The sequence below is a fragment of the Enterobacter cloacae complex sp. IR5428 genome, from assembly GCF_049238585.1.
In the GTDB taxonomy this organism is placed as follows: domain Bacteria; phylum Pseudomonadota; class Gammaproteobacteria; order Enterobacterales; family Enterobacteriaceae; genus Enterobacter; species Enterobacter intestinihominis.
Genome location: NZ_JBMKHV010000009.1, coordinates 153,658 through 180,522 on the forward strand (window position 1 = coordinate 153,658; position 26,865 = coordinate 180,522).

The 26,865-nt window shown below is 56.5% G+C and carries 27 protein-coding genes; 17 read left to right on the top strand and 10 right to left on the bottom strand.

Going from position 1 to position 26,865, the window contains the following annotated elements; translation table 11 throughout:
- From ACOTXC_RS15105 to trpS, 10 genes are all read left to right on the top strand, one after another.
- Complete coding sequence (locus ACOTXC_RS15105) at positions 1 to 453, top strand: hypothetical protein (RefSeq protein ID WP_022649624.1); 453 nt, start codon at positions 1 to 3, stop codon at positions 451 to 453.
- Positions 443 to 847 carry a HofP DNA utilization family protein gene (locus tag ACOTXC_RS15110; RefSeq protein ID WP_032621951.1) on the top strand — a complete coding sequence of 135 codons (405 nt, stop codon included), beginning with the start codon at positions 443 to 445 and terminating at the stop codon, positions 845 to 847. Before ACOTXC_RS15105 ends, ACOTXC_RS15110 begins: the two co-directional genes overlap by 11 nt.
- On the top strand, positions 759 to 1,997 hold the full coding sequence (hofQ, locus tag ACOTXC_RS15115; RefSeq protein WP_045308978.1) for a DNA uptake porin HofQ: 1,239 nt from the start codon (positions 759 to 761) through the stop codon (positions 1,995 to 1,997). Before ACOTXC_RS15110 ends, hofQ begins: the two co-directional genes overlap by 89 nt.
- Before the next feature lie 286 nt (positions 1,998 to 2,283).
- A complete protein-coding gene (gene aroK / locus ACOTXC_RS15120; protein ID WP_003861630.1) occupies positions 2,284 to 2,805 on the top strand; it encodes a shikimate kinase AroK in 522 nt (173 codons plus the stop codon).
- Between the two features lie 57 nt (positions 2,806 to 2,862).
- Positions 2,863 to 3,951, top strand: a complete 1,089-nt coding sequence (gene aroB, locus ACOTXC_RS15125; protein WP_038416842.1) for a 3-dehydroquinate synthase — start codon at positions 2,863 to 2,865, stop codon at positions 3,949 to 3,951.
- Positions 3,952 to 4,042: 91 nt separating this feature from the next.
- Positions 4,043 to 5,341, top strand: a complete 1,299-nt coding sequence (damX, locus tag ACOTXC_RS15130; protein WP_022649621.1) for a cell division protein DamX — start codon at positions 4,043 to 4,045, stop codon at positions 5,339 to 5,341.
- A 67-nt stretch (positions 5,342 to 5,408) separates the two neighbouring features.
- Entirely contained in the window at positions 5,409 to 6,221 is an 813-nt protein-coding gene (dam, locus tag ACOTXC_RS15135; protein ID WP_022649620.1) for an adenine-specific DNA-methyltransferase, read from the top strand.
- Positions 6,222 to 6,260: 39 nt separating this feature from the next.
- Positions 6,261 to 6,938 carry a ribulose-phosphate 3-epimerase gene (gene rpe, locus ACOTXC_RS15140; RefSeq protein WP_003861634.1) on the top strand — a complete coding sequence of 226 codons (678 nt, stop codon included), beginning with the start codon at positions 6,261 to 6,263 and terminating at the stop codon, positions 6,936 to 6,938.
- Positions 6,931 to 7,692: a phosphoglycolate phosphatase gene (gene gph, locus ACOTXC_RS15145; protein ID WP_022649619.1), complete on the top strand. Its 762-nt coding sequence runs from the start codon at positions 6,931 to 6,933 to the stop codon at positions 7,690 to 7,692. Before rpe ends, gph begins: the two co-directional genes overlap by 8 nt.
- Positions 7,685 to 8,689 (top strand): tryptophan--tRNA ligase, encoded by a 1,005-nt coding sequence (gene trpS, locus ACOTXC_RS15150; protein WP_023298773.1) that lies wholly within the window; start codon positions 7,685 to 7,687, stop codon positions 8,687 to 8,689. The genes gph and trpS overlap by 8 nt, the downstream gene beginning before the upstream one ends.
- A 135-nt stretch (positions 8,690 to 8,824) precedes the next feature.
- Here trpS and ACOTXC_RS15155 read toward each other — a convergent pair whose 3' ends face one another.
- The 5 genes from ACOTXC_RS15155 to tsgA form a co-directional block, all read right to left on the bottom strand.
- Complete coding sequence (locus tag ACOTXC_RS15155; RefSeq protein WP_003861638.1) at positions 8,825 to 8,995, bottom strand: YhfL family protein; 171 nt, start codon at positions 8,993 to 8,995, stop codon at positions 8,825 to 8,827.
- 146 nt (positions 8,996 to 9,141) lie between these two features.
- Positions 9,142 to 10,515 (bottom strand): siroheme synthase CysG, encoded by a 1,374-nt coding sequence (gene cysG / locus ACOTXC_RS15160; RefSeq protein ID WP_022649618.1) that lies wholly within the window; start codon positions 10,513 to 10,515, stop codon positions 9,142 to 9,144.
- Between the two features lie 134 nt (positions 10,516 to 10,649).
- Positions 10,650 to 10,976 carry a nitrite reductase small subunit NirD gene (gene nirD / locus ACOTXC_RS15165; RefSeq protein WP_022649617.1) on the bottom strand — a complete coding sequence of 109 codons (327 nt, stop codon included), beginning with the start codon at positions 10,974 to 10,976 and terminating at the stop codon, positions 10,650 to 10,652.
- Positions 10,973 to 13,516: a nitrite reductase large subunit NirB gene (nirB, locus tag ACOTXC_RS15170; RefSeq protein WP_165716077.1), complete on the bottom strand. Its 2,544-nt coding sequence runs from the start codon at positions 13,514 to 13,516 to the stop codon at positions 10,973 to 10,975. Before nirB ends, nirD begins: the two co-directional genes overlap by 4 nt.
- Before the next feature lie 260 nt (positions 13,517 to 13,776).
- Positions 13,777 to 14,961 carry an MFS transporter TsgA gene (gene tsgA / locus ACOTXC_RS15175; RefSeq protein ID WP_165716078.1) on the bottom strand — a complete coding sequence of 395 codons (1,185 nt, stop codon included), beginning with the start codon at positions 14,959 to 14,961 and terminating at the stop codon, positions 13,777 to 13,779.
- Between the two features lie 278 nt (positions 14,962 to 15,239).
- Here tsgA and ppiA point away from each other — a divergent pair, with 278 nt between their 5' ends.
- From ppiA to argD, 4 genes are all read left to right on the top strand, one after another.
- A complete protein-coding gene (gene ppiA / locus ACOTXC_RS15180; RefSeq protein WP_022649614.1) occupies positions 15,240 to 15,812 on the top strand; it encodes a peptidylprolyl isomerase A in 573 nt (190 codons plus the stop codon).
- A 105-nt stretch (positions 15,813 to 15,917) separates the two neighbouring features.
- Positions 15,918 to 16,502, top strand: a complete 585-nt coding sequence (locus tag ACOTXC_RS15185; protein WP_165716079.1) for a putative adenosine monophosphate-protein transferase Fic — start codon at positions 15,918 to 15,920, stop codon at positions 16,500 to 16,502.
- 30 nt (positions 16,503 to 16,532) lie between these two features.
- Positions 16,533 to 17,096, top strand: coding sequence for an aminodeoxychorismate synthase component 2 (gene pabA, locus ACOTXC_RS15190; RefSeq protein ID WP_165716080.1), 564 nt, complete (start codon positions 16,533 to 16,535; stop codon positions 17,094 to 17,096).
- 87 nt (positions 17,097 to 17,183) lie between these two features.
- Positions 17,184 to 18,404: a bifunctional acetylornithine/succinyldiaminopimelate transaminase gene (gene argD / locus ACOTXC_RS15195; protein WP_421767806.1), complete on the top strand. Its 1,221-nt coding sequence runs from the start codon at positions 17,184 to 17,186 to the stop codon at positions 18,402 to 18,404.
- Here the strand turns inward: argD and ACOTXC_RS15200 are convergent.
- Together ACOTXC_RS15200 and crp are read right to left on the bottom strand one after the other, a co-directional pair.
- Positions 18,401 to 20,488: a YccS/YhfK family putative transporter gene (locus ACOTXC_RS15200; protein WP_421767809.1), complete on the bottom strand. Its 2,088-nt coding sequence runs from the start codon at positions 20,486 to 20,488 to the stop codon at positions 18,401 to 18,403. The genes argD and ACOTXC_RS15200 overlap by 4 nt on opposite strands.
- Positions 20,489 to 20,545: 57 nt before the next feature.
- Positions 20,546 to 21,178 carry a cAMP-activated global transcriptional regulator CRP gene (gene crp, locus ACOTXC_RS15205; RefSeq protein ID WP_000242758.1) on the bottom strand — a complete coding sequence of 211 codons (633 nt, stop codon included), beginning with the start codon at positions 21,176 to 21,178 and terminating at the stop codon, positions 20,546 to 20,548.
- 310 nt (positions 21,179 to 21,488) lie between these two features.
- Here crp and ACOTXC_RS15210 point away from each other — a divergent pair, with 310 nt between their 5' ends.
- Entirely contained in the window at positions 21,489 to 21,893 is a 405-nt protein-coding gene (locus tag ACOTXC_RS15210) for an OsmC family protein (protein WP_022649609.1), read from the top strand.
- 85 nt (positions 21,894 to 21,978) lie between these two features.
- Here ACOTXC_RS15210 and ACOTXC_RS15215 read toward each other — a convergent pair whose 3' ends face one another.
- From ACOTXC_RS15215 to ACOTXC_RS15225, 3 genes are read right to left on the bottom strand one after another with little or no spacing between them, the layout of a single operon-like run.
- On the bottom strand, positions 21,979 to 22,848 hold the full coding sequence (locus tag ACOTXC_RS15215; RefSeq protein ID WP_003861663.1) for a phosphoribulokinase: 870 nt from the start codon (positions 22,846 to 22,848) through the stop codon (positions 21,979 to 21,981).
- Positions 22,849 to 22,877: 29 nt separating this feature from the next.
- Positions 22,878 to 23,096, bottom strand: a complete 219-nt coding sequence (locus ACOTXC_RS15220) for a YheU family protein (protein WP_180243393.1) — start codon at positions 23,094 to 23,096, stop codon at positions 22,878 to 22,880.
- Complete coding sequence (locus tag ACOTXC_RS15225) at positions 23,093 to 24,115, bottom strand: hydrolase (RefSeq protein WP_048966613.1); 1,023 nt, start codon at positions 24,113 to 24,115, stop codon at positions 23,093 to 23,095. Before ACOTXC_RS15225 ends, ACOTXC_RS15220 begins: the two co-directional genes overlap by 4 nt.
- A gap of 228 nt (positions 24,116 to 24,343) precedes the next feature.
- On the opposite strand from ACOTXC_RS15225, the gene mdcA reads away from it, so the two are divergent.
- Together mdcA and ACOTXC_RS15235 are read left to right on the top strand one after the other, a co-directional pair.
- Positions 24,344 to 25,999 carry a malonate decarboxylase subunit alpha gene (gene mdcA, locus ACOTXC_RS15230; protein WP_023298766.1) on the top strand — a complete coding sequence of 552 codons (1,656 nt, stop codon included), beginning with the start codon at positions 24,344 to 24,346 and terminating at the stop codon, positions 25,997 to 25,999.
- On the top strand, positions 25,999 to 26,856 hold the full coding sequence (locus ACOTXC_RS15235; RefSeq protein ID WP_022649605.1) for a triphosphoribosyl-dephospho-CoA synthase: 858 nt from the start codon (positions 25,999 to 26,001) through the stop codon (positions 26,854 to 26,856). The genes mdcA and ACOTXC_RS15235 overlap by 1 nt, the downstream gene beginning before the upstream one ends.
- Positions 26,857 to 26,865: the final 9 nt, after the last annotated feature.

A 26,865-nucleotide genomic window follows, 5' to 3' on the forward strand; every position in this document is an offset into this window, starting at 1 on the left:
GTGGGCATCTGGTATCAACGCTGGACAGATGCACGTCCTTCCCGGCGCGTCCTTTGCTGGTTGATCGCGTCGGGGATCGTTGCGTTTGCGATTTGGGGAGCGCTGCTCAGACCCGCTGCTCTGTGCTACGCCGATATTCAGGTGCAGGCCAGCAGTGCGAAGCGAATCAACGCCTCGCTGTGGCCGAAGGCCGGGCGGCGACCTGTGGTTACGCAAGTGAAGCCGGTGCAGCCCTTTTCTCCGCTGGCATTTCAGCGTGAGGACGCAAGGCTGGTGTACTGGAAACCGCAGCAGAGTGGGGGAGAGCTGGCGCTGGATGCCTTGTGGGGCGCAGTTCCGGCGCTCTTTTCCCGGCTGGCGCTTGAGAACGTGCGGGTGAGCGCGTTTTCCATCACCCCACAGGGAAAACAGCTACGCCTTAGCCTGCAACTGGAGATCGGTCATGCGCAGTAAAACCCGTTTGCTGATCCTGCTTTCTCCGCTTTTCCTGACCGGGATGCGGGATCCCTTCTCCGTGCCGGAAGAGCGTTGCGCAGCAGGGCAACTCAGCCAGTGGCGGTATCAGGGAGTCGTCAGCGGCAGCAGGGATATCGGCCTTATGCAGGACGGGCAGAACCGCTGGCACCGGGTAAAAACGCAGATGCGGTTACCGCCAGGCTGGCGTGTGAGTGCGATAGATACACAACAACTAACCGTTGATGTCGGCGAGATGTGCGAGCCGAAACGATGGACATGGCAGCGAGAAGGAACGAAAAAAAGTGAAGATATGGATAGGGCTGTTACTGGCGGCACTCAGCCAGCCCCTGTGGGCCGCGACGCCAAAACCGGTCACCCTGCTGGTGGATGATGTCCCGGTGGTGCAGGTATTACAGGCGATGGTAGCGCAGGAGGATCGCAATCTGGTGGTGTCGCCGGATGTCAGCGGTTCGCTTTCGCTGAATCTAACGCGGGTGCCCTGGAGGCAGGCGCTTCAGACGGTAGTGAACAGTGCCGGGCTGGTATTGCGGGAAGAGGGCGGCATTTTTTATGTGCATACGGCGGCCTGGCAGCGGGAGCAACAGACGCGTAAAGAGCAGGAGCGGGCCCAGCGTCTGCTCGACGCTCCGCTGCTCTCTCACAGCATTCCGTTTGCTTATGCGGATGCGGCCGAATTGCAAAAAGCGGCGGAAAAGCTCTTAAGCCCGAAAGGCAGTCTCTCCGTCGACAAGCGCACCAACCGTCTCCTGGTCAGGGATAACAAGTCGGTGGTGGATATGCTCCAGCGCTGGGCAGCGCAGATGGATCTGCCCGTCGAGCAGGTAGAACTGGCGGCGCAGATTGTGACCATTAGTGAAAAAAGCCTGCGTGAACTGGGGGTGAAATGGAACCTCGCTGACGCAACGGAGGCCGGTAAGGTGGGTCAGGTCACGACGTTGGGCGCTGACCTGTCGGTGGCCAGTGCAACCACACACGTTGGGTTTAATATCGGGCGCATCAACGGCAGGATGCTGGATCTTGAGTTGTCGGCGCTTGAGCAAAAGCAGCAGGTGGATATCATCGCCAGCCCGCGGCTACTGGCGTCGCACATGCAGCCGGCCAGCATCAAGCAGGGCAGCGAAATCCCGTATCAGGTTTCCAGCGGCGAAAGCGGAGCGACCTCCGTTGAGTTTAAAGAGGCGGTATTAGGCATGGAGGTCACGCCGGTGGTGCTCCCGGGCGGCCGCGTTCGTCTGAAGCTGCATATCAGTGAAAATATGCCTGGCCAGGTGCTGCAACAGGCGGACGGCGAAACGCTGGCGATTGATAAGCAGGAGATCGAAACGCAGGTAGAGGTAAAAAGTGGGGAAACGCTCGCGCTGGGCGGGATCTTTTCGCAAAAGAATAAAACCGGACGCGACAGCGTGCCCGTGCTGGGCAACATTCCGTGGCTGGGTCAGCTGTTCCGCCATGACGGAAAAGATAACGAACGGCGCGAGTTAGTGGTGTTTATCACGCCACGTCTGGTCAGTATTCATTAATGGGTAACGATCCCCGCAATGATTTTGCATTCAGTTTGTTGCAGATGTTTGACGTGGGGCATGAATTAGCATACAAGGAGTACCGATTTGAGTTGGACTTACGTCTTATTTCCTTATGCGCCGGGAACGGTGATTTAATCAGTTGCCAAACAAGCCGGAGTATTGAGATAATTTTTCGTCTGACTCTCGCTCTATTGCAAATGAGGTTTCAGTTCATGTCCTGCTACGCCGGGTGTCTGCGCAGCGGGGATTACCATTAACGAATAGTCTTAGTAGTACCGAAAAAATGGCAGAGAAACGCAATATCTTTCTGGTTGGGCCTATGGGTGCCGGCAAAAGCACTATTGGGCGTCAGTTAGCTCAACAACTCAATATGGAATTTTACGATTCTGATCAAGAGATTGAGAAACGAACCGGAGCGGATGTGGGCTGGGTCTTCGACGTAGAAGGCGAAGAAGGTTTCCGTGACCGAGAAGAAAAAGTGATCAACGAACTCACGGAAAAACAGGGCATTGTGCTGGCAACAGGCGGCGGCTCTGTAAAATCTCGCGAAACCCGCAACCGTCTCTCCGCCCGTGGCGTAGTGGTCTATCTTGAGACGACCATCGAAAAACAGCTGGCACGCACGCAGCGTGATAAAAAGCGCCCGTTGTTGCAGGTTGAAACACCGCCACGTGAAGTTCTGGAAGCTTTGGCCGATGAACGCAATCCTCTGTACGAAGAGATTGCTGATGTGACCATTCGTACTGACGATCAAAGCGCTAAAGTGGTTGCAAACCAGATTATTCATATGCTGGAAAGCAACTGATTCTGGCTTTATATACACTCGCCTGCGGGTAAAAGCATTTAAGGTGGATGTCGCGTCATGGAGAGGATTACAGTTACTCTCGGGGAACGTAGTTACCCTATCACCATCGCGGCTGGTTTGTTTAACGATCCAGCTTCCTTCTTACCACTGAAAGCGGGTGATCAGGCGATGCTGGTCACCAACGAGACGCTGGCTCCGCTTTATCTCGACCGTGTACGCCACCTGCTTGAGCAGGCGGGCGTGAAGGTCGACAGTGTGATTCTGCCCGATGGCGAGCAGTACAAAAGCCTGACGGTACTGGATACCGTCTTTACCGCACTTCTGCAAAAACCGCACGGTCGTGATACAACACTGCTTGCCCTGGGCGGCGGCGTTGTGGGCGATCTGACCGGTTTTGCAGCCGCCAGCTACCAGCGCGGTGTGCGCTTTATTCAAATTCCAACCACGTTGCTCTCACAGGTCGATTCTTCTGTGGGCGGTAAAACGGCGGTTAACCATCCGCTCGGCAAAAACATGATTGGCGCGTTCTACCAGCCTGCATCGGTGGTGGTGGATCTCGACTGTCTGCAAACCTTGCCAGCGCGCGAACTGGCGTCCGGCCTTGCAGAAGTGATCAAATACGGCATTATTCTTGACGGTGAGTTCTTCACCTGGCTGGAAGAGAATATGGATGCGCTGCTGCGCCTCGATGGGCAGGCAATGGCCTACTGTATTCGCCGGTGCTGTGAGCTGAAAGCAGAAGTCGTTGCCGCAGATGAGCGTGAAACCGGCTTACGTGCTTTACTGAATCTGGGGCATACGTTTGGTCATGCGATCGAAGCCGAAATGGGCTACGGTAACTGGCTTCACGGTGAAGCTGTCGCTGCCGGAATGGTCATGGCGGCCCGTGCCTCTGAACGTCTGGGGCAGTTCAGGCCGGAAGAGACAGCACGTATCATCACGTTGCTTAAACGTGCTGGCTTGCCGGTGAATGGTCCGCAGGAAATGTCTGCGCAAGCGTACCTTCCCCACATGATGCGCGATAAAAAAGTATTGGCAGGTGAGATGCGTCTGGTACTCCCGCTTGCAATAGGGAAAAGTGAAGTGCGCGGCGGAGTGCCGCACGAAGTCGTACTTGGCGCTATTGCTGATTGTCAGCAGGCGTAACAACTAGAAAGGTCAGGCTGCTGTAACAGGTGGTCGTTTAGCTTCAGGTAAATGCAGAGTCGTTGGCAGAAGCCTTTGAGTGGGGTGTTAAATGGATGAATTCAAACCAGAAGACGAGCTGAAACCCGATCCCAGCGATCGTCGTACTGGTCGTTCTCGTCAATCTTCAGAACGTGATAACGAGCCGCAGATCAACTTTGACGATGTCGATCTGGATGCAGACGATCGTCGCCCTTCGCGTAGCCGTAATGCGCGAAATGAGCGTGAAGACGAGGAGTATGAATCCGAAGAAGAGTTAATGGATGAACAGCCTGTTGAACGTCGTCCGCGCAAACGTAAAAAAGCGGTAGCGGCAAAACCGGCCTCCCGTCAGTACATCATGATGGGCCTTGGCGTTTTGGTTCTGGTATTGCTGATTGTCGGCATTGGTTCCGCGCTAAAAGCACCTTCTACCCATTCTACCGAGCAGACAGCGTCTGCCGAGAAGAGCATCGACCTGTCTGGTAACGATGCGAGCAACCAGGCGAATGGCGCTCAGCCAGCGCCGGGCACCACTTCCGCAGAGCAGACCGCAGGTAACACCAGCGCCGGTCAGGATATCTCTCTGCCGCCCGTCTCTGCGACCCCAACTCAGGGCCAGGCGCCTGTTACGCCGGAGGGCCAGCAGCGTGTTGAAGTTCAGGGCGATCTGAATAACGCGCTGACGCAGCCGCAGAATCAGGAGCAGGTTAACGCTGCCGTGGTGAACTCCACGCTGCCTACTGAACCTGCCACCGTTGCGCCAGTTCATGGCAGCAATGCCCAGCAGCAAACGGCGGCAACGGAAACCAAACCGCGCCATACCCAGACTGCGCCGCGTCAGGAGCGTAAGCAGGCTGTGATTGAGCCGAAGCGTGAGACGAAACCGCAGACCGTGGCAAAAGCGCCAGAAACGAAAGCGCCAGCGCAGACAAAACCTGCGGTGAGCCAACCGGTTAAAGCGCCAACGCCTGCGGCAACCGCTGCACCTAAAGCAACGGCGACCACAACCGCGCCTGCTGCAACTGCGGCACCGGCTGCTACGCCAACCGCTAGCGCATCCAGCACCGCGGCAGGTAAAACGACGGGTAACGTGGGTTCTCTGAAATCCGCATCATCCAGCAACTACACGTTGCAGCTGAGCAGTTCGTCTAACTACGACAACCTCAACGCCTGGGCGAAGAAATCGAATCTGAAAAACTATGTGGTTTATCAGACGACCCGTAACGGACAGCCTTGGTACGTTCTGGTAAGCGGAGTTTATGCCTCAAAAGATGAAGCAAAACGAGCCGTCTCCACGCTGCCTGCCGATGTGCAGGCGAAAAACCCGTGGGCGAAGCCAATTCATCAGGTGCAGGCCGATCTGAAGTAATGTTTAAAGCGCAGGATGCTGTCGGAGCTTTCTCCACAGCCGGAGAAGGTGTAATCAGTTAGTCAGCATGAAAAAAAATCGCGCTTTTCTTAAATGGGCAGGGGGGAAATACCCCCTGCTCGACGATATTAAAAAGCACCTGCCGAAAGGCGAGTGTCTTATCGAGCCCTTCGTGGGTGCTGGATCGGTATTCCTGAATACCGATTTTTCTCGTTATATCCTGGCGGATATCAACAGCGACCTTATCAGCCTCTATAACATCGTCAAACTGCGTACCGATGAGTATGTGGAAGAGGCGCGGAAGCTGTTTACGCCAGAGAACAACAACCCGGACATTTACTATCAGTTCCGCGCTGAGTTTAATCAGAGCCAGGACCCGTTCCGTCGCGCGCTGTTGTTTCTTTATCTCAACCGCCATGGCTACAACGGTCTGTGCCGGTATAATCTGCGTGGCGAGTTTAACGTGCCGTTTGGCCGCTATAAGCGTCCCTATTTCCCGCAGGACGAGCTGTATCACTTTGCTGAAAAAGCGCAGAATGCCGAGTTCTACTGTCTCTCCTATGAAGAGTGCATGGAGCTGGCGGGCGTAAACTCGGTGGTCTACTGCGACCCGCCTTACGCGCCGCTGTCTGCCACGGCAAATTTCACCGCCTACCACACCAACAGCTTCAGCCCGGCCGAGCAGGCGCGTCTGGCTGAGATGGCGGAAAAGCTGGTCAGCAAAAGAATTCCGGTGTTAATTTCGAATCACGACACGCCTGATACGCGCGAATGGTACAAAGCCGCGAAGCATTTTCAGGTAAAAGTGCGGCGTAGCATTAGCAGCAACGGCGGCACACGTAAAAAGGTGGACGAACTTCTGGCGCTTTATCGACCCTGAGCCTTTGCCCGCCGGTAAACACATTTCAAGGAGATGCGGATGAAACAGTTTTTGATTGCCCCCTCAATTCTGTCGGCCGATTTTGCCCGCCTGGGTGAAGACACTGCCAAAGCTCTCGCGGCTGGCGCGGATGTCGTCCATTTCGACGTTATGGATAACCACTACGTTCCCAACCTGACCATCGGTCCGATGGTGCTTAAAGCACTGCGTAACTACGGGATCACCGCGCCCATTGACGTGCATCTGATGGTGAAACCGGTTGACCGCATCGTGCCTGATTTCGCCGCGGCGGGTGCCAGCATCATCACTTTCCACCCGGAAGCCTCCGAACACGTTGACCGCACGCTACAGCTGATCAAAGAGAACGGCTGTAAGGCGGGACTGGTCTTTAACCCGGCGACCCCGCTGAGCTATCTCGACTACGTGATGGACAAGCTGGACGTAATTCTGCTGATGTCCGTCAACCCGGGCTTTGGCGGCCAGTCGTTTATTCCTCAGACGCTCGACAAGCTGCGTGAAGTGCGCCGCCGCATTGATGAGTCTGGCTATGATATTCGTCTGGAAGTGGACGGCGGCGTGAAGGTCAATAACATCGGTGAGATTGCGGCGGCAGGGGCGGATATGTTCGTCGCAGGCTCCGCCATCTTCGATCAACCGGATTACAAAAAAGTCATTGATGAAATGCGCCGTGAACTGGCGAAGGTAAGTCATGGATAAATTGCAGGCTATTCGGGGTGTAGCATTTGACCTCGACGGCACGCTGGTCGACAGCGCGCCAGGATTAACCCGCGCCGTCGATCAGGCGCTGTATGCCCTTGAACTCCCCGTTGCGGGCGAAGAGCGCGTCGTGAGGTGGATTGGTAACGGTGCAGACGTGCTGATGGAGCGCGCGCTGACCTGGGCTCGTCAGGAACGTGCCTCTCAGCGTTCTGCGCAAGGGAAACCGAGTGTTGACCACGCGGATATTCCCCAGGATGAGCAGCAGCGTATTCTGCGCAAACTGTTCGACCGTTTCTACGAAGAGACCGTCGAAGAGGGCAGCTTCCTGTTCCCGGATGTCGCTGAAACGCTGAGCGCGCTACATGCGAAAGGCATCCCGCTGGGGCTGGTGACCAACAAGCCAACACCGTTCGTTGCGCCTCTGCTGGAAGCGCTGGATATCGCGAAATACTTCTCCGTAATTGTGGGCGGCGATGACGTGCAGAATAAAAAGCCGCATCCGGAACCGCTATTGCTGGTGGCAGGAAAATTATCCTTAGCGCCTGCGGAGCTGCTCTTTGTCGGGGATTCCCGCAATGATATTCTGGCTGCCAGAGCGGCAGGTTGCCCGTCTGTTGGGTTGACCTACGGCTACAACTACGGTGAAGCCATTACGCTGAGTGAGCCGGACGTTGTGTTCGACCACTTCAAAGATTTGTTGCCCGCACTCGGGCTCTCGCACAGTGAACATCAGGAATTGAATAATGACTAAGCCCATCGTTTTTAGTGGCGCACAGCCTTCAGGTGAACTGACCATTGGTAACTACATGGGTGCGTTACGTCAGTGGGTGAGCATGCAGGATGACTACCACTGCATTTACTGCATCGTGGATTTGCATGCTATCACCGCGCGTCAGGATCCCGAGAAGCTGCGCAAGGCGACGCTCGATACGCTGGCGCTGTACCTGGCGTGCGGTATCGATCCCGAGAAGAGCACCATTTTTGTTCAGTCTCACGTGCCAGAGCACGCGCAGCTGGGCTGGGCGCTGAACTGCTACACCTATTTCGGCGAGCTGAGCCGCATGACCCAGTTCAAGGATAAATCTGCGCGCTACTCTGAAAACATCAACGCCGGTCTGTTTGATTATCCGGTGCTGATGGCGGCAGATATTCTGCTGTACCAGACCAACCAGGTACCAGTGGGTGAAGACCAGAAGCAGCACCTGGAGCTGAGCCGCGATATCGCCCAGCGCTTCAATGCGCTTTACGGCGACGTGTTCAAAGTGCCTGAGCCGTTTATTCCGAAATCCGGCGCGCGCGTGATGTCGCTGCTGGAGCCGACCAAAAAGATGTCCAAGTCTGACGATAACCGCAACAACGTTATCGGCCTGCTGGAAGATCCGAAATCGGTGGTGAAAAAGCTCAAGCGTGCGGTGACCGACTCCGACGAGCCGCCAGTGGTGCGCTACGACGTGCAGAACAAAGCGGGCGTATCCAACCTGCTGGACATTCTCTCCGGTGTGACCGGACAGAGCATCCCTGAGCTGGAAAAACACTTTGAAGGCAAAATGTACGGCCACCTGAAAGGTGAAGTGGCAGACGCCGTTTCCGGCATGCTGACCGAGTTGCAGGAGCGCTATCACCGTTACCGTAACGACGAAGCTTTCCTGCAAAAAGTGATGAAAGAGGGCGCGGAAAAAGCCAGCGCGCGCGCCTCCGAAACCCTGAAAGCGGTGTACGAGGCGATTGGGTTTGTGGCGAAACCTTAAGCCGCTTTGCCGGGTGGCGCTTACGCTTACCCGGCCTACGGGACCGTGTAGGTCGGGTAAGGCGGAGCCGCCACCCGACAAAACTGACGAAAAAAAAACCGGGAAATCCCCGGTTTTTTTACGCCTGAAAAACGCTTACTGCTGTGCCGCCGGGCCGCAACCGCCAATGATCTTCGAAATGGAGATCGCCGGATGCAGCAGGTAATCGTAGCTGCAATTATTTTTAGTATTTTGAACGTGACCGGTGCAGGCCGTCAGAGTTGTTAACAGGCCGACCAGTACGGCAGCTTTTGCCAGTTTGAACATACGCATTCCTTGTCAATAAAATCAAAAAATTGGATGTAACACGAGGGAATAAATGGAAAAGTTCCATTACGCGGGCGGTATGTTATCGACTGAGGTAAGAAGGGAGTAGTCCGCTTCAAGACTACTCCCGGGAGAGAGATTGTGCGTTAGTGGCTGGAGAACCAGTTCAGTTTTTCACGCAGTGCTACCACGCGGCCCACCACGATCAGCGCCGGGCTTTCAACCTGCTGCGCCAGCTCGCCCAGCTGCGTCAGTACGCCATCGACCACGCGCTGCGTAATGGCGGTACCGTTTTCTACCAGTGCGACCGGCATATCTGCTTCCATGCCGTGCTCCAGCAGTTTCGCCTGAATCGTGGCTGCCTGATTTAGCCCCATATAGAAGACCAACGTCTGCTTTTCAGCGGCCAGATTATGCCAGTCCAGCTCGCTGCCAGTTTTCAGGTGGCCCGTCACCAGGCGCACGCTCTGGGCATAGTCGCGATGGGTTAACGGAATGCCGGAATAGGCAGAACAGCCGGATGCCGCCGTAATGCCCGGCACCACGGAGAACGGAATGCCCGCGTTGCAGAGAGTTTCCAGCTCCTCGCCGCCGCGACCAAAGATAAACGGATCGCCCCCTTTCAAACGCACCACGCGCTTACCTTTTTGCGCTTCCCGCAGCAGGATCTGGTTGATCTCCTCCTGCGGTACGCAGTGATAACCTGCCCGTTTGCCGACGAACACGCGGTCAGCATCGCGGCGCACCAGATTCATGATGTCATCAGAGACCAGACGGTCATATACCACGATGTCCGCCTGCTGGATCTGCTGGAGACCCTTCAGCGTCAGCAAGCCCGCATCGCCGGGACCTGCGCCCACCAGTACCACTTCACCGCGATGATCCAGCGGTTCAGAGAGGAGTTGCTCGGTCGTCTCTTCAACCGCTTTGGCGTCCTGATTGGCCAGCGACTGCGCCAGCCTGTCGTTGACAAAGAACTTCTCCCAGAAGCGACGGCGTTCGCCCACGGTTGCGAAGGTTTGCTTCACGCGGGAACGCAGCTGCCCGGCGTAATGGGCAATCTGACCAAGGTGTTGAGGCAGCACGGCTTCCAGTTTTTCCCGCAGCAGACGGGCAAGAACGGGCGAGCGGCCACCGGACGACACCGCAATCATCAGCGGCGAGCGGTCGATAATGGATGGCATGATAAAGCTCGCCTCTTTCGGCGCATCCACCACGTTACAGAAGATGCGGCGCGCTTCGCAGGCGTCGCTGACGCGCTGGTTAACGTCATCGTTATCCGTTGCGGCGATGGTCAGCCAGCAAGTATCCAGCAGGGATTCATCAAATTCGCCCTGCACCTGCGTGAGCATCCCTTCCTGCGCCCAGACGTCAAACTGTGGGGCGAAGGTGAGGGCGTTAACGGTCAGTCGGGCGCCCGCCTCTAACAGCAGGCGCGCCTTGCGTTCAGCCACATCGCCGCCGCCCACGAGCAGGCAGTCGCGGTTGCGTAATTGACAAAAAATCGGCAGGTGATCCACGACGTTACCTCACAGCATTCATGGCGGGGGAAGAATTGACGTCAGGATAACAGCAGGAATCGTACAGAACATACGGTTTTTCCTGCCGTTACCCATAAGGGGTCATAAGCCTTTCCTATTGAAAAGGCGAGGGGTTACGCTTTCAGCTGCACCTCGCCGTCCTTCACGCGGACGTCGTAGTGTTTGACCGAGAAGCTTTCATCTTCCATGCAGCGCCCGTCGGTTAAGCGGAAGCGCTGCTTTTTCAGCGGGCTGGCAACCCACAGTTCGCCCTGGTGCTCCGCAATCAGACCGCGGGAGAGCACGCTGGCCTCGAAGAACGGGTCGATATTGCTGATGGCAAAAACCTGTTCATCGTGGCGAGGGCGGAAAATCGCCACCTGCTCGTTGCCCAGCAGGGCACAGACGCCGGTTGCTGGCAGAATGTCGTTAATGTTGCAGATGTTTACCCACTGGCTCATGCGTTTTCCTCCACCAGCATCACCGGAATACGTTCATACGGGGTCGCTGGACGATGCTGTTCGCGCTCCGGCACCACCTGCACGTTCGGGTCGCGCTGGGTGCTGTTGATAAAGTGTTTGAAGCGCGTCTGCGCCGCTGGCGTGTTCACGGTTTCGGTCCACTCGCAGATAACCGCCTCGCGCAGGCGAGTCATCTCGGATTCCAGCTGTTCATTCAGGCCCAGCTTGTCGTCGATAATGACTGACTTCAGGTAGTCGATGCCGCCTTCGAGATTATCCAGCCAGGACGCGGTACGGGTCAGCTTATCGGCGGTACGAATGTAGAACATCATGAAGCGGTCGAGGTATTTGATCAGCGTATCGCGATCGAGATCGGCAGCCAGCAGATCGGCGTGGCGAGGTTTCATCCCGCCGTTACCGCACACGTACAGGTTCCAGCCTTTCTCGGTGGCGATAATACCCACGTCTTTACCCTGTGCTTCCGCACATTCACGGGTACACCCTGAGACGCCGAACTTCATTTTGTGCGGCGTACGGATGCCTTTGTAGCGGTTTTCCAGCTCGACGCCGAAGCCCACGCTGTCGCCCACGCCGTAGCGGCACCAGGTGCTGCCCACGCAGGTTTTCGCCATGCGCAGCGCCTTGGCGTACGCGTGACCGGTTTCGAAGCCCGCCTCAATCAGCTGACGCCAGATTTCCGGCAGATCATCTTTCTGCGCACCAAACAGGCCGATACGCTGGGAACCGGTGATTTTGGTGTACAGATTAAACTCACGGGCGATACGGCCCACGGCGACCAGCCCCTCAGGGGTAATTTCTCCCCCGGCAGAACGCGGGATCACCGAGTAAGTCCCGTCTTTCTGAATATTGGCCAGGAAGTTATCGTTGGTGTCCTGAAGCGGAGTGTGTTCTGGTTTGAGCACATATTCGTTCCAGCAGGACGCCAGCAGGGAACCGACGGTAGGCTTACATACTTCACAGCCGTAGCCCTGGCCGTGTTTCTCCAGCAGTTCGTCGAAGGATTTAATGCCCTCCACGCGGATCAGGTGATACAGCTCCTGGCGAGAGTAAGCGAAGTGCTCGCACAGGTTGTTGTTCACTTCAATGCCCTGTTTTGCCAGCTCGGCGTTCAGAACCTGGGTGACCAGCGGGATACAGCCGCCGCAGCCGGTCCCGGCTTTGGTTTCCGCTTTCAGTGCCGCAACGGTGTGGCAGCCTTTGTTAATGGCGGAGATCAGCATGCCTTTGGTCACGTCGAAGCAGGAGCAGATTTGCGCGCTGTCCGGCAGTTTATCCACGCCAATGGACGGCTTACCGCTGGAGGCGTGCGCCGGGAGGATCAGCGCGTCTGGGTTTTCCGGCAGATCAATGGCGTTCAGCACCAGCTGGAGCAGGTTGCCGAAGTCGCTGGTGTCGCCCACCAGCACCGCCCCGAGCAGGGTTTTGTTGTCCTGGCTGACGATAAGACGTTTGTAGACTTCTTTGCTTTCGTCCAGATAAACATAGCTGCGGGAGTTCGGGGTGCGACCATGCGCATCGCCAATACCGCCCACGTCCACGCCCAGCAGCTTCAGCTTGGCGCTCATGTCTGCGCCGGTGAAGGCGTTTTCGCTGCCGAGGATATGGTCAACGGCGACCTGCGCCATTTTGTACCCAGGTGCAACCAGACCGTATACGCGGTTATTCCAGCTGGCGCATTCGCCGATGGCGTAGATGTCCGGATCGGAGGTCTGGCAGGTATCGTTGATCATGATCCCGCCGCGCTGCGCAACGGCCAGACCGCACTGAGTAGCCAGCTTGTCGCGCGGGCGAATGCCGGTGGAGAAGACGATGAAATCCACTTCCAGCTCGCTGCCGTCGGCAAAGCGCATGGTTTTACGCGCTTCAGTGCCTTCCTGCACGATCTCTTTAGTGTTCTTGCTGGTGTGAACCTTCACGCCCATGCTTTCGATTTTACGGCGTAGCTGGTCGCCACCCATATGGTCCAGCTGTTCCGCCATCAGCATCGGGGCAAATTCGATGACGTGGGTTTCAACGCCGAGGTTTTTCAGTGCGCCTGCCGCTTCCAGACCCAGCAGACCACCACCGACAACCGCGCCGCGTTTGCTTCGACGTGCGCAGGATTCAATGGCGTTGAGGTCTTCAATGGTACGGTAAACGAAGCAATCCTGGGTTTCCGAACCTTTAATCGGTGGGATCCACGGATACGAGCCTGTCGCCATGATCAGCTTATCGTAAAAAACCGTGCGTCCGGCGCTGGAGTGGATCACTTTCTCCTGACGGTTGATGGTGATAGCGCGTTCGCCCACCAGCACTTTTACGCCATGCTTCTCGTAGAAACCTTCGCGCACCAGAGAGAGTTCTTCGGCGGTATGGTGAGAGAAGTAGGAAGACAAGTGCACACGGTCGTACGCCTTGCGGGGTTCTTCACAGAACACGGTAATATCGAACTGGTTAGCATCGGCTTTATCGAGAAGATCCTCAATAAAGCGGTGGCCGACCATGCCGTTACCGATGATAGCGAGTCTGACTTTGCTCATTTTTGCCTCGATTTCTTTTCTATTACTGCCTACCTTAACGATTCAGCAGGGGCACTTATTGATGCAAATCAAATACGCCTTCACCTACCCCTTAGGGGGTATATCTATGATTTGTCAGGATTTTTATAAGTGACGGATATTGTTTGATTTTTGTGCTTGCTTGTTTTTCGCACAATTTTGGTGGGGTTTTTTACCCATCGGCGGGCGGGGCGGGTGAGCAGGGGAAAACCCCTTTGCAGTACGCAAAGGGGTTACGGCGATTAGTGGGTAGCTGTTGCCGGGTTGTGTTGACGGTGACGGGTCACAAAGCCCAGCACGAAGCACATGATGAACACCACGGCGTACAGACCGTTAGCGGTATGCAGCGCCGCCAGCGGGCCGCTGTGCGCCACAATTGGGCCCGTGACCACGAAGGTCAGCATGGTGCCGATGGTGCCGCAGGTCAGCACGAAGTTCACCAGCTTTGGCGAGGCCACTTTGGTCTGAAGAGAGCCAAGGGTGATGATCGAGGTATAAATCGCGCTGGAGAAGAAGCCCAGGGTCAGGATGAACCACGGCATATGCTCCGGGGAACCGTTGATGAACAGATACATCAGCACGGTTGCCAGACCCGCCAGAACGGTCAGGATCCGTTGCAGGTCGAAGAAGCGCAGGATAAAGCTAAACGCCCACATGCCGAACATGTAAGACATCCAGAAATCGCTCACCAGTCTACCCGCGTCGTTCAGACTCATGCCCAGACCTTTCGCGTATTCAGGAACCCAGGAGATAAAGCCCAGCTGGCCGAGGATGTAACACAGCGCGGCGATGGAAAGGAACAGTACGCCGATACCCCATTTTTCTTTCGCAACTGGCTCAGACGTGGTCTGCGCTTTTTTGCCCAGCACCGGGAACTCGCAGCCGAAGGTGAGAATAAAGATCGCGACATAGACCAGACCAATGCAGGCGTACACCCAGTACCACTCAATGCTGCGCGCCAGAAGATACGCGGCGACCATCGGGAAAATCATCCCGGCCATGCTGAAGAAGGAGTCGGTAAACAGCAGACGCGCGCCGCGCTGGCGGCCTTCATACATATGGGTGATCAGGAACGTACCGATCGACATGGTGATCCCGCTCACCAGGCCCAGCACGAACATGGCGGCAGAGAAGAGGGCGATGCTGTGGCTCAGCACCAGGCCCGCCACGGCGGCAACCATCAGCACGAAGCCGAAGCGCAGCTGGGTTTTCAGCGGCACGATTTCCATCAGCCAGGCATTAAGGAAAATAGAGATCAGGATCCCCGCGTTCAGGAAAGTGAAGGTATTGCTCATGCTGGAAACGGGCAACTGGAAGTAGTCTGCGATATTTCCCATCACCATCCCGGTGACGATCACCAACGCGCCGGTCAGGGCGTAGGAGAAGAAGCTGATCCATGTGAGCTTGATGCGATTGCTGTTAGTCATGTCTGGCCTGTTAAAAGTAAAGAAAAACGCAATGACTGCGTTTGAGCGGGCAGATTTTAGTCGCGAAAGTGATCTAATTAAATCTTTTCAGAAAATATTGAGCACAATTGCAGGCTTTAACGTGATGGAGATCACATTACATCGCGGGGTGAACAATCGTTTGCGCGGTAATAATTGTTTCAATTTCGTAAAATTAGGTAAAAGACTGGTCTGGGGTCATACTGCTCTTTAGAATCAAGCCATTCGCTTTTTATACTGCGCTTTGTTAAGGAATTCTCATGCTCAAATCAACACTGGCGGCTGTCGCAGCTGTGTTTGCTCTTTCTGCCGTTTCCCCTGCTGCGCTGGCAGCCAAAGGAGACCCTCACGTCCTGCTGACTACCTCTGCGGGGAATATTGAGCTGGAGCTGGATAGCCAGAAAGCCCCTGTTTCCGTGAAAAACTTCCTCGACTACGTGAACAGTGGTTTTTATAACAACACCACGTTCCACCGCGTGATCCCGGGCTTTATGATTCAGGGCGGCGGTTTCAACGAGCAGATGCAGCAGAAAAAGCCTAACCCGCCAATCAAAAATGAAGCGGATAACGGCCTGCTGAACAAGCGCGGCACCATTTCTATGGCGCGTACGGCGGATAAAGACAGCGCCACCAGCCAGTTCTTCCTCAATGTGGCGGATAACGCCTTCCTGGACCACGGCCAGCGCGACTTTGGCTACGCGGTGTTCGGTAAAGTGGTGAAAGGCATGGACGTGGCGGACAAGATCTCTCAGGTTCAGACTCACGATGTCGGTCCATACCAGAATGTGCCGTCTAAGCCAGTGGTGATTCTCTCCGCGAAAGTGCTGCCGTAATCGTTCCCTCACACGGGCACATCCTGCCCGTGTCTTTCCGCCCTCCCTGCGAAAGCGCGTTTTGCTGCTTATACTTGTGGCAAACGGACTATTCAGGGAGGCGTAGTGAAAAAACTCACCGACAAGCAAAAATCCCGACTCTGGGAGCAACAGCGTAGCGCCAATCTTCAGGCCAGTTGCCTCCTTGAAAAAGGCAAGGGTCCCGCTGAACCCGATATCGAGATGCTGGCACTGGGGCCTTCTGCACCGGGTTTACCCCATCTGTGCCTTATTCACCGCCATTTATTCCGCAACGAAATGAAAGGCGCTGGCGAGCTGCGCACCGCCGATATCTCCAAGGGCGACATTCCATTTTGCCATTTCGAGTACATCGAGAAGGTGGGTAATGAGCTGATGGCTTCGCTGGAAAGCGATAAATATCTTGTGGGCCTTCAGAAAGAAGAGTTTACAGACAGAATCAGTCATTACTACTGTGAAATCAACATGCTACATCCGTTTATGAGCGGTAATGGCGTGGCTCAGCGGATCTTCTTTGAACAGCTGGCTATCCATGCGGGCTACGTGCTGAACTGGCAGGGGATCGACCCGGACGACTGGGCATCCGCCAACCAGAGCGGGGCGATGGGTGATCTGACCGCCCTGAATGCTATCTTTGCCAAAGTTGTGAGCGAAGCGCGGGGATCTGAGTAAAATAGGGCGGCCATTTTTTCAGGAGCCGCCATGATTCTGCTGATTGATAACTACGATTCCTTTACCTGGAACCTTTACCAGTATTTTTGTGAACTGGGGGCAGAGGTGGTTGTCCGCCGTAACGATGAGATCGCGCTGGCTGACATTGACGCGCTGGCGCCCCAGAAAATCGTGATTTCGCCCGGGCCGTGTACGCCGTCGGAGTCCGGTATCTCGCTGGAGGTAATCCGCCACTATGCGGGCAAGCTGCCGATTCTGGGCGTCTGCCTGGGTCACCAGGCCATTGCGCAGGTCTTTGGCGCCAGCATTGTCCGTGCCGCGAAAGTCATGCACGGCAAAACCTCTCCGGTCACGCACACCGGTACCGGCGTGTTCCTGGGGCTAAACAATCCGTTAACCGTGACGCGCTACCATTCTCTGGTGATTGATCCGCCGACCCTGCCCGCAGACTTTGAAGTGACAGCCTGGAGTGAGACACGGGAAATCATGGGCATTCGCCACCGCGAGTACGATCTGGAAGGGGTGCAGTTCCACCCGGAAAGCATTCTCAGCGAACAGGGGCACGCGCTGCTGGCCAATTTCCTTAATCGCTGAATATCTGTTGCCTTGTTGTGATTTTTTATGCATATTTTGTGATTATATTTTCACAATCACTGTGACATAAAAATGGATGGTCATGACATGGCAACTGAACAACCAGCAATTACCCGCGCGACATTCGATGAAGTGATCCTGCCGATTTATGCACCGGCTGAGTTTATCCCGGTGAAAGGGAGAGGCAGCCGCGTCTGGGATCAGCAGGGCAACGAGTATGTTGATTTCGCAGGCGGTATTGCGGTGACGGCGCTGGGCCATTGCCATCCTGCGCTGGTGGACGCGCTGAAAGCGCAGGGCGAAACGCTGTGGCACACCAGCAACGTGTTCACTAACGAACCGGCGCTGCGTCTGGGGCGTAAGATCATCGATGCCACCTTCGCCGAACGCGTGCTGTTTATGAACTCCGGCACCGAAGCCAACGAAACCGCCTTTAAGCTTGCGCGCTACTACGCAACCACGCGTCATAGTCCGTACAAAACCAAAATCATCGCCTTCCATAACGCCTTCCACGGTCGCTCGTTCTTTACCGTTTCCGTTGGCGGCCAGCCGAAGTATTCCGACGGCTTTGGTCCGAAACCTGCGGATATCATCCACGTGCCGTTTAACGATCTGCACGCCGTTAAAGCGGTGATGGACGATCACACCTGTGCCGTGGTGGTCGAACCCATTCAGGGGGAAGGCGGCGTCACGGCGGCCACCCCGGAATTTCTGCAAGGGCTGCGCGAACTGTGCGACGAGCACCAGGCGCTGCTGGTGTTTGATGAAGTGCAGTGTGGGATGGGGCGTACCGGAGACCTGTTCGCTTATATGCACTACGGCGTAACGCCGGATATTCTGACCAGCGCGAAAGCGCTCGGCGGCGGTTTCCCGGTCAGCGCGGTGCTAACCACCCAGGATATTGCTTCCGCATTTCATGTGGGCTCACACGGCTCCACTTACGGCGGTAATCCGCTGGCGTGCGCCGTGGCGGGAGCGGCGTTCGACATCATTAATACGCCGGACGTCCTGAATGGCGTGAATGCGAAACGCGCCCTTTTTGTGAAACATCTTCAGCAGATTGACGAACAGTTTGATGTCTTCAGCGACATCCGCGGAATGGGACTGCTGATCGGCGCCGAGCTGAAACCTCAGTACAAAGGCTGCGCGCGCGATTTCCTGCACGCCGCCGCACACGAAGGCGTCATGGTGCTCAACGCCGGGCCGGACGTGATGCGCTTCGCGCCGTCGCTGGTGGTGGAAGACAAAGACATCGAAGACGGGTTAACCCGTTTTGCCGCGGCGGTGGCGAAGATCGTCAGAGGCTAATACGCGGTTCGTTTTAACCGGCGCGTTAACCATATCCCGTGATGCGGACGCTGACGCCATGCCACCGACGAAATGGTGTGCATGGTGTTGAGATGCCCGAGAACGCGCTGTAAATGCTGCTCAAGGGTGCTCATCGGCCCGTGGGTCAGCGTCTCCGGCGCTTCCAGAATGTTCGAATCCCCTGACTCGCCCGGCGCGTCGTACTCCAGACGCTGCTGACAGCGCTGGAGGGCAATTTCACACGACTGCAAATAGCGCTGCGCCAGATCCGGCGTCAGCATGGTGTGCTCGCGCGCCAGCGTGGTCATGGCATTGATGTGTTCGACGATAAACTGGCTGTGCGTGACCCACAGCTTCATGTCTGCCAGATAGTGCGAGTTGAAGCCCGGCTCCTGCATGGCCTGGTTAAGGGAGTTGAACAGGGCATTATGCGCCTGGTTGACCTTCATGCGCTCGTAGGCCAGTGGAGACGGCTGCGGGTCGTCGCTCAGGATCAGGCGAATGGCCTGCTGATCCGCCTCCAGCGCGTCGTGGGCGTTTTGCCTCAGTAATCCACTTTGCCACTGCGGCCACAGCCAGACCATGCCGCCAAAGGCGATCAGGCAGCCAATCAGGGTATCGACCAGGCGGGCAATAATTAACTGATCGGCGTTGAGCGTAAGCAACTGCAGGGTGTACACCGCCGTTACCGTAAAGCCCACCGTCGCCCAGCCGTAGTTTTTACGGATGATCAGATAACTCACCATCGTAATCGCCAGCATGCCGACCAGCGTATACCCTTCCGGCACGTGGAAGTGCAACGTTACGCCCGCGATAATCAGCCCCGCCATCGTGCCGCCCGCCCGATGCAGAATGCGCACCCGCGTGGCACCATAGCCGTTCTGGGTGACAAACAGCACGGTCATTAAGATCCAGTAGGGTTTCGGCAGGTGCAGGGCCATTCCCATCAGGCTGGCGATGCTGAGCATGACGCTAATTCTTGCGGCGTTGCGCAAGGCGGAAGACTTCAGCGACAGGTAGCTTTTGAGCGCAGGCAGCAACGGCAGTCGTTTTTGCTTATCGGCCATCAGGTCCCGGGCATAAAGCGGGCGCTGGGTGCGCAACACCCGGGCGATGCGGCTGAAATGCCAGGCGGCAAACTGCCCGACCGGGTTATCCGCGTGCTGACGCGCAATCTTTTCCAGCGCGCCGAGCTGTTTGTCCATGTTAAAGCGCGTCGGATAGCGGTGATAGAGGATATCCTCAGCCAGCACCCGCAGGCGCGCCGCGACGGTCTGCGCGTTCCAGCGGATCACCGCTTCCGCATGGCTGCACTCCACCAGCTTTTGCACCTCTTCCGGATTATGAAGGCTGACGGAAATATGCTCCTGCAAATCCAGCCCGACCTGGAAGGTACGCAGCAGCCGCTTATATTCATGATTTTTGTTGGCGGCAAGCATGTGCAACTGCTGATAGCACTGGCTGATCAGATCCACCACTTTTTGCTGGCGTGCCAGCAGCGGCGGCAGGGATTTTTCCGGGTCGGTATGCTGGGTGAGCAGGGTGTATTTTGCTTCACAGTATTCAGCAAGCTGCACGTAGAGCAGGCTCAGGGATTCGCGAAGCGGCTGTTCCCGCCACAACCAGAACCAGAACCAGTTAAACAGCCCGTACCACAGCGTGCCGAGGGCGTAGATCAGCAATGGCTCCCACACCGGCATATTGCCCGCAAGGCTTAAGGTGAAGATGGCGGCAATCAGCGACGCAGGAAGCAGGCGGGCGTGCAGCGAGCTGATTTCAGCGGTTACGCCAAGCGTCATCGCCAGCACGGTCAGGATCAGCGGCAGAGGAATGTCGCGGGCCAGTAAGAGTTGCACGGCAAGGCTACAGCCGGCAAACAGGCAGCCGCCAATAATCAGGCGTTTGAAAAAGCGTTTATGCGGGGTGTCCAGACCGGCAATGTTGCAGCAGGCGGGCACGAGGGAAAACAGCAGGCCTTGCTGAAGATGTCCGAGGATCAGGCCCACGGCCACGGGAAGACACAACACCAGCGTTTGTCGCAGTGCGTAGTTAACTTCCGGGTGATAGATCAGCCTGCGCCACATAAGGAGTAGAGACAAAAACGGCGTGCCACCCTGCGGCGGCACGCCGTTTTACCGGAATTAACGGGTCCCGTAAACCACGATGGTTTTACCGTGGGCGGAGATCAGGTTCTGGTCTTCCAGCATCTTCAGGATACGGCCCACTGTTTCACGGGAGCAGCCGACGATCTGACCGATTTCCTGGCGGGTAATTTTAATTTGCATACCATCAGGGTGGGTCATGGCGTCTGGCTGTTTCGCCAGGTTCAACAGAGTCTGCGCGATACGACCGGTCACGTCCAGGAAGGCGAGGTTACCCACCTTCTCAGAGGTCACTTGCAGACGGCGTGCCATCTGGGAAGAAAGACGCATCAGGATGTCAGGGTTGACCTGAATCAGCTGACGGAATTTCTTGTAAGAAATTTCAGCCACTTCACATGCTGTTTTTGCACGAACCCAGGCGCTACGTTCCTGGCCTTCTTCAAACAGGCCCAGTTCACCGATAAAATCGCCCTGGTTCAGATAAGAAAGGATCATCTCTTTCCCTTCTTCATCTTTGATCAGCACGGCCACCGAGCCTTTAACGATGTAATACAACGTTTCCGCTTTTTCACCCTGGTGAATCAGCGTGCTCTTTGATGGGTACTTATGAATGTGGCAATGAGACAAGAACCATTCGAGAGTCGGGTCTGTTTGCGGTTTGCCAAGCACCATGCGCTGTTATCCTCTGTTATAAGCTGTCACCAGAGTCATAAGATGCATCCGGACTCTGGGGTTGCAATCGAATTCTTACCCATACCTGGGAAGTCGGCTGTCGTAACGTTTCGCAGCCAGTAAAGTTTGATGTCCTCTGCATACATGTGTAACGTCAATGTATTACTGTAGCATCCAGAGTGTTTTAGCATAGCTTTCGCCGCGTGTCTCCTGGTGTCTCGCTTCAGCATGACGCAGGTCGCCTTCCGTTGCGAGAAATGTAACGTACACGTAATCTGTCATAAAAAATGCAACGTTGGAGTGAGTGAATATGCAAGCGCGTGTGAAATGGGTTGAAGGGTTAACGTTCCTGGGCGAGTCTGCTTCCGGGCACCAGGTTTTGATGGATGGCAACTCCGGCGATAAAGCCCCCAGCCCGATGGAAATGGTGCTGATGGCGGCAGGTGGATGCAGTGCGATCGACGTGGTGTCGATCCTGCAAAAAGGCCGTCATGACGTGACCGATTGTGAAGTGAAGCTGACGTCAGAACGTCGCGAAGAGGCGCCACGTCTGTTCACGCATATTAATCTGCACTTTATCGTCACCGGCAAAGAACTGAAGGATGCGGCGGTCTCGCGTGCGGTTGACCTGTCTGCGGAGAAATACTGCTCTGTGGCGCTAATGCTGGAGAAAGCGGTAAACATCACCCATTCGTATGAAGTGATCGAGGCTTAATTTTTGGCGGGTGGCGCTTCGCTTACCCGCCCTACAAAAGCACGCCCGTAGGCCCGGTAAGCGCAGCGCCACCGGGCAAAACAACTCACGCGATTTGCTTTCCTTCCATCAGCCGCTGCACCAGCGGCGTCATGATCAGCTCCATCGCCAGCCCCATTTTTCCGCCCGGTACCACTAACGTATTCATGTGCGAAATAAACGAACCTTGTAGCATCGCCAGCAGCCAGGGGTAATCGATGCCTTCCAGGTTGCGGAAGTGGATCACCACAAAGCTCTCGTCCAGGGAAGGGATGCTTTTTGCGGCGAACGGGTTGGAGGTGTCCACGGTGGGGACGCGCTGGAAGTTAATGTGGGTTCGGGAGAACTGCGGCGTCAGGAAGTTGATGTAATCTTCCATGGAGCGCACCACCGAATCCATTACCGCCTCTCGCGAATGGCCGCGCTCGCTCATGTCACGCGTCAGCTTCTGGATCCATTCAAGGTTAACAATCGGCACCACGCCGACCAGCAGATCTACGTGACGCGCGACGTCGTGTTGAGGCGTGACCACGCCGCCGTGTAGCCCTTCGTAAAACAGCACGTCGGTCGGTTCCGGCAGCGGCTGCCAGGGCGTGAACGTGCCGGGGACCTGGTTCCAGGGCACGGCTTCATCGTAGGTATGGAGATACTTGCGGGACTGCCCGGTGCCGCTCTGCCCGTATTCACGGAAGGTTTGCTCCAGCAGGCCGAAGTCATTGGCCTCCGGGCCAAAATAGCTGATGTGTTTACCCAGATCGCGCGCCTTGCGGATGGCCATATCCATCTCCGGGCGCGTGTAGCGGTGAAAGCTGTCGCCCTCTACCTCTGCCGCCCGTAAGTTAAGCTGGGCGAAAATCTTGCGGAAGGCGAGGCTGGTGGTAGTGGTTCCCGCCCCACTCGAACCCGTAACGGCAATAACCGGATGTCTGGCAGACATAGCAACTCCCTGACTGGAAAAGTGTAAGATCAGCCATGAAACGCGTTGCGGGGCATGATATTCACCGTCTCATGCAGTTCGGACCATACCAACACCACCTCGCCGCTTTTAAGCTGGCGCTTCACATCGTTGACCTTTTGTTCAAGCGAACGTTCATGTTCACCATAATCGGTGCCTTCGCGCAAGACAAAGCTTTCAATCAGATTATCGAGCGTCTCGGGAGAGAGATCCTGCCAGGGAATAATCATTTTTTACCGTCCAGATAGGCCGTTAACCAGTCGGGTATACGCGTCTCAAGCCACATTTTTGGCCGACGCAGCGTGCCGCCAACAAAGCCCACGTGCCCGCCGAACTCGGTGAGCTGATACTCCACGTTATCCGGCAGATAGTCAGGGGCGGGGATCGAGTGATGATCCATAAACGGATCGTCTTTGGCGTGGATAATCAGCGTGGGTTTCGTGATTTGATTCAGTAAAGGCATGGCGCTGCACTGACGGTAATAGTCAATCGCATCGGCAAAGCCGTGAATTTTCGAGGTGATCAAATCATCAAACTCGCGCAGGCGCTTCACGCGTTTGAGCTGTTGCAGCGTCACAGGCAGCGTATCCGGATAGGCCTTAAGTTTACGTGCGGCGTTGGCTTTCAGCAGGTTGAGCAGGTAGCGCTGATAGACCCGCGAAAACCCCTTTTCCATATGATAACTGCACTGCTCCAGCATAAAGGGCGCAGAGACAATCACCGCCGCATCCAGCGGTACGGCGTCGCTCTCCTTCGCCAGCAGGCAGGCCAGCATATTCCCGCCCAGCGAATACCCCACCGCTGCCGTTGGTGCTTCGCCGAAATTGTCTCTTAGCCAGCGCAGGAACCAGGAGCCGTCCTCGGTTTCACCCGAGTGATAAATGCGTTTCTGACGGTTAGGCTCGCCGCTGCATCCGCGAAAATGCATCACCACCCCAAGCCAGCCGCGGGCTTTCGCCGCCTCAATGAGACCGTGTGCGTAAGGGCTGTGCAGGCTGCCTTCCAGGCCGTGAAACACCACCAGACGGGGCTTATGTCTGGCCCGATCCGGATCTTCGCTCCAGGCGAGATCCAAAAAGTCACCGTCCGGCAGGTCAATGCGCTGCCAGTGGGGGTTGAACTGCACCTTGCGGCGGATCAGGCGCGGCAGCATGGTTTGCAGGTGAGGGTTAGCCACACCGCGCATGGGCACGAACTCTGCGCTCTCTTCGGCTGCAATGTCGAAGTCTGAGGGAATGATTTGGGTCATAAGGGCGATGCTGATTCTTGTCAGAAATTAACTATACCTTCCGAATTGTACCCCGTTTAGCCCGTTTTTCCGAAACATGAACTGATCCCGATCACATTTCTTTACCTTGATTATTACTCTCAGGCTAATGATTACGTCCTACGCTTAATTGATGCCTTTCTCACCAGAGCGCACACTTTACTCAACGTTAAGCAAATCAGAATGATGTGCTGAATCAGGAGGTTAATAATGTTATCTGGGCAAACACCCACCCGGCAATGGAACACCCGACGCAGCGAGAAAGCGCGTCGTCTGGCGTCCGTACCGGTGCAGGGCAAGGTACTGCCAACCGGCGATCTTGTCGCCATGCTGGAAAAACTGATCGCACCAGGCGACAAAGTCGTTCTGGAAGGCAACAACCAGAAGCAGGCGGATTTCCTTTCCCGTTCACTGGCCGAAGTGAACCCGCAAATCGTGCACGATCTGCATATGATCATGCCGAGCGTGGGCCGCAGCGAACATCTGGACATCTTTGAGAAAGGCATCGCCCGCAAGCTCGACTTCTCCTTCTCCGGTACGCAAAGCCTGCGCATTTCGCAGCTTCTGGAAGATGGTCAGCTCGAAATCGGGGCGATTCACACCTACATCGAACTCTACTCACGTTTATACGTCGACCTTTCGCCAAACGTGGCGCTGATTGCCGGTTTTAAAGCGGACCGTAAAGGTAACCTCTACACCGGGGCGAGTACCGAAGATACCCCGGCGCTGGTGGAAGCCGCCGCGTTCCACGACGGCATCGTCATCGCACAGGTGAACGAGCTGGTGGACGACGAGTGCGACCTGCCGCGCGTCGATATTCCGGGCTCGTGGATCGATTACGTGGTGGTGGCGGACAAGCCGTTCTTTATTGAACCGCTCTTCACCCGCGACCCGCGCCTGATTAAACAGGAACACATCCTGATGGCGATGATGGCGATTAAAGGCATCTACGCTGAACACCAGGTGCAGTCCCTGAACCACGGGATTGGCTTTAATACCGCAGCGATCGAACTGCTGCTGCCAACCTACGGCGAACAGCTCGGACTCAAAGGCAAAATCTGTAAACACTGGACTTTGAACCCGCATCCAACGCTGATCCCGGCCATCGAAAGCGGCTGGGTGGAGAGCGTCCACTGCTTCGGCGGCGAGCTGGGGATGGAAGAGTACATCCGCGCCCGTCCGGACGTGTTCTTTACCGGTGCTGACGGCTCCATGCGCTCTAACCGCGCCTTCTGTCAGCTGGCTGGTCAGTACGCGGTCGACATGTTTATCGGTTCCACGCTACAGGTTGATGGTTACGCTAACTCCTCAACCGTGACCCGCGGCCGTCTCTCCGGCTTCGGCGGCGCACCAAACATGGGCCACGATCCGCACGGTCGTCGCCACGCCACTCCGGCCTGGCTGAACATGATCACCGAGCCTGACCCGATGCAGCGCGGTAAAAAGCTGGTTGTGCAGATGGTGGAAACCTTCCAGGCGGGCGTGAAGCCAACCTTCGTGGAGAAACTCGACGCCGTAGACGTGGCGAAAGCCTCCGGCATGCCGCTGGCGCCGGTTATGATTTACGGCGATGACGTCACCCACGTGCTGACGGAAGAGGGGATTGCTTACCTCTACCGGGCGAAAGATCTGGAAGAGCGTCGCGCCATGGTCGCCGCCGTGGCGGGTATCACCGATATCGGTCTGGGCGTTGACGCCAAACGCGTGGCGGAACTGCGCCAGAGCGGCAAGGTTGTGTATCCGGAAGATATGGGCATTCGTCGTACCGATGCCACCCGCTCTCTGCTGGCTGCGGGCAGCGTGGCTGACCTCGTTGAGTGGTCCGGCGGCCTGTATAACCCACCTGCGAAATTCCGGAGCTGGTAATGAAACTTCTGCCCCAGATCCAGGTTGAAGGCGGTGCCGAATGGCTGGCGCGAACCGCCACGCAGTGTCTGATTGACGAAGCACGTTTAAGCCCGAAGCCCGGTCTGGTGGACAGCCGGGGGAACGGCGCGCATCACGATTTATCGCTTGCGCTGATGGAGCGCTCCGCTCACAGCCTGACCCCCACGTTTCAGGCGCTGGCGCAACAGAGCTGGCAGCGTCCGGCGGATATTGCCCTCAGGCAAACCGTTGGCCGCCTGGGTCGTGAAGGCGAACGGCAGATGATGGCCGCTACCGACGGCGTGAACACACACCGTGGCGCGATCTGGGCGCTGGGATTGCTGGTGAGCGCGGTGGCGATGCTGGGCGGCGATGCCCGGGCGCAAACTGTCGCGAACACCGCCGCTCAGCTGGCGAAACTGCCGGATGACGCGGCGCCGAAAGTATTCAGCAAGGGGTTACGCGTCACGCACCGCTACCGTGTACCGGGCGCGCGTGAAGAGGCTCAGCAGGCGTTTCCGCACATCATGCAGCGCGCGCTGCCGCAGCTTCACCTCAGCCGTCTCAACGGCAGCAGCGAAACGCAGGCCAGACTCGACGCGCTGATGGCGATCATGACCTCGCTCACCGACACCTGCGTGCTGTCGCGCGCCGGCATGGAGGGGCTGGATGCCATGCAGAACGGCGCCCGTGCGGTGCTGAACGCGGGAGGATGCGCAACACTTGCGGGGCAGCAGGCGCTGGCGCGGTTAGACCGTCAGATGCTGACGCTTAACGCCTCGCCGGGCGGAGCCGCAGACCTGCTTGCCGCCACGCTGTTTCTTGACCGCGTCGAAACGCCCTATTCAAAGCATTAAGAGGATGTT

What these genes read in the sequence shown, in the direction of transcription:
- ACOTXC_RS15110 (WP_032621951.1), top strand. Translation starts at nt 443, where the DNA reads ATGCGCAGTAAAACCCGTTTGCTGATCCTGCTTTCTCCGCTTTTCCTG.
- ACOTXC_RS15225 (WP_048966613.1), bottom strand. Translation starts at nt 24,115, where the DNA reads ATGACCCAAATCATTCCCTCAGACTTCGACATTGCAGCCGAAGAGAGC.
- ACOTXC_RS15220 (WP_180243393.1), bottom strand. Translation starts at nt 23,096, where the DNA reads ATGATTATTCCCTGGCAGGATCTCTCTCCCGAGACGCTCGATAATCTG.
- ACOTXC_RS15155 (WP_003861638.1), bottom strand. Translation starts at nt 8,995, where the DNA reads ATGTTCAAACTGGCAAAAGCTGCCGTACTGGTCGGCCTGTTAACAACT.
- ACOTXC_RS15215 (WP_003861663.1), bottom strand. Translation starts at nt 22,848, where the DNA reads ATGTCTGCCAGACATCCGGTTATTGCCGTTACGGGTTCGAGTGGGGCG.
- rpe (WP_003861634.1), top strand. Translation starts at nt 6,261, where the DNA reads ATGAAACAGTTTTTGATTGCCCCCTCAATTCTGTCGGCCGATTTTGCC.
- damX (WP_022649621.1), top strand. Translation starts at nt 4,043, where the DNA reads ATGGATGAATTCAAACCAGAAGACGAGCTGAAACCCGATCCCAGCGAT.
- tsgA (WP_165716078.1), bottom strand. Translation starts at nt 14,961, where the DNA reads ATGACTAACAGCAATCGCATCAAGCTCACATGGATCAGCTTCTTCTCC.
- aroB (WP_038416842.1), top strand. Translation starts at nt 2,863, where the DNA reads ATGGAGAGGATTACAGTTACTCTCGGGGAACGTAGTTACCCTATCACC.
- dam (WP_022649620.1), top strand. Translation starts at nt 5,409, where the DNA reads ATGAAAAAAAATCGCGCTTTTCTTAAATGGGCAGGGGGGAAATACCCC.
- nirB (WP_165716077.1), bottom strand. Translation starts at nt 13,516, where the DNA reads ATGAGCAAAGTCAGACTCGCTATCATCGGTAACGGCATGGTCGGCCAC.
- mdcA (WP_023298766.1), top strand. Translation starts at nt 24,344, where the DNA reads ATGTTATCTGGGCAAACACCCACCCGGCAATGGAACACCCGACGCAGC.
- ACOTXC_RS15235 (WP_022649605.1), top strand. Translation starts at nt 25,999, where the DNA reads ATGAAACTTCTGCCCCAGATCCAGGTTGAAGGCGGTGCCGAATGGCTG.
- ACOTXC_RS15200 (WP_421767809.1), bottom strand. Translation starts at nt 20,488, where the DNA reads ATGTGGCGCAGGCTGATCTATCACCCGGAAGTTAACTACGCACTGCGA.
- crp (WP_000242758.1), bottom strand. Translation starts at nt 21,178, where the DNA reads ATGGTGCTTGGCAAACCGCAAACAGACCCGACTCTCGAATGGTTCTTG.
- argD (WP_421767806.1), top strand. Translation starts at nt 17,184, where the DNA reads ATGGCAACTGAACAACCAGCAATTACCCGCGCGACATTCGATGAAGTG.
- ACOTXC_RS15210 (WP_022649609.1), top strand. Translation starts at nt 21,489, where the DNA reads ATGCAAGCGCGTGTGAAATGGGTTGAAGGGTTAACGTTCCTGGGCGAG.
- pabA (WP_165716080.1), top strand. Translation starts at nt 16,533, where the DNA reads ATGATTCTGCTGATTGATAACTACGATTCCTTTACCTGGAACCTTTAC.
- gph (WP_022649619.1), top strand. Translation starts at nt 6,931, where the DNA reads ATGGATAAATTGCAGGCTATTCGGGGTGTAGCATTTGACCTCGACGGC.
- aroK (WP_003861630.1), top strand. Translation starts at nt 2,284, where the DNA reads ATGGCAGAGAAACGCAATATCTTTCTGGTTGGGCCTATGGGTGCCGGC.
- ppiA (WP_022649614.1), top strand. Translation starts at nt 15,240, where the DNA reads ATGCTCAAATCAACACTGGCGGCTGTCGCAGCTGTGTTTGCTCTTTCT.
- nirD (WP_022649617.1), bottom strand. Translation starts at nt 10,976, where the DNA reads ATGAGCCAGTGGGTAAACATCTGCAACATTAACGACATTCTGCCAGCA.
- trpS (WP_023298773.1), top strand. Translation starts at nt 7,685, where the DNA reads ATGACTAAGCCCATCGTTTTTAGTGGCGCACAGCCTTCAGGTGAACTG.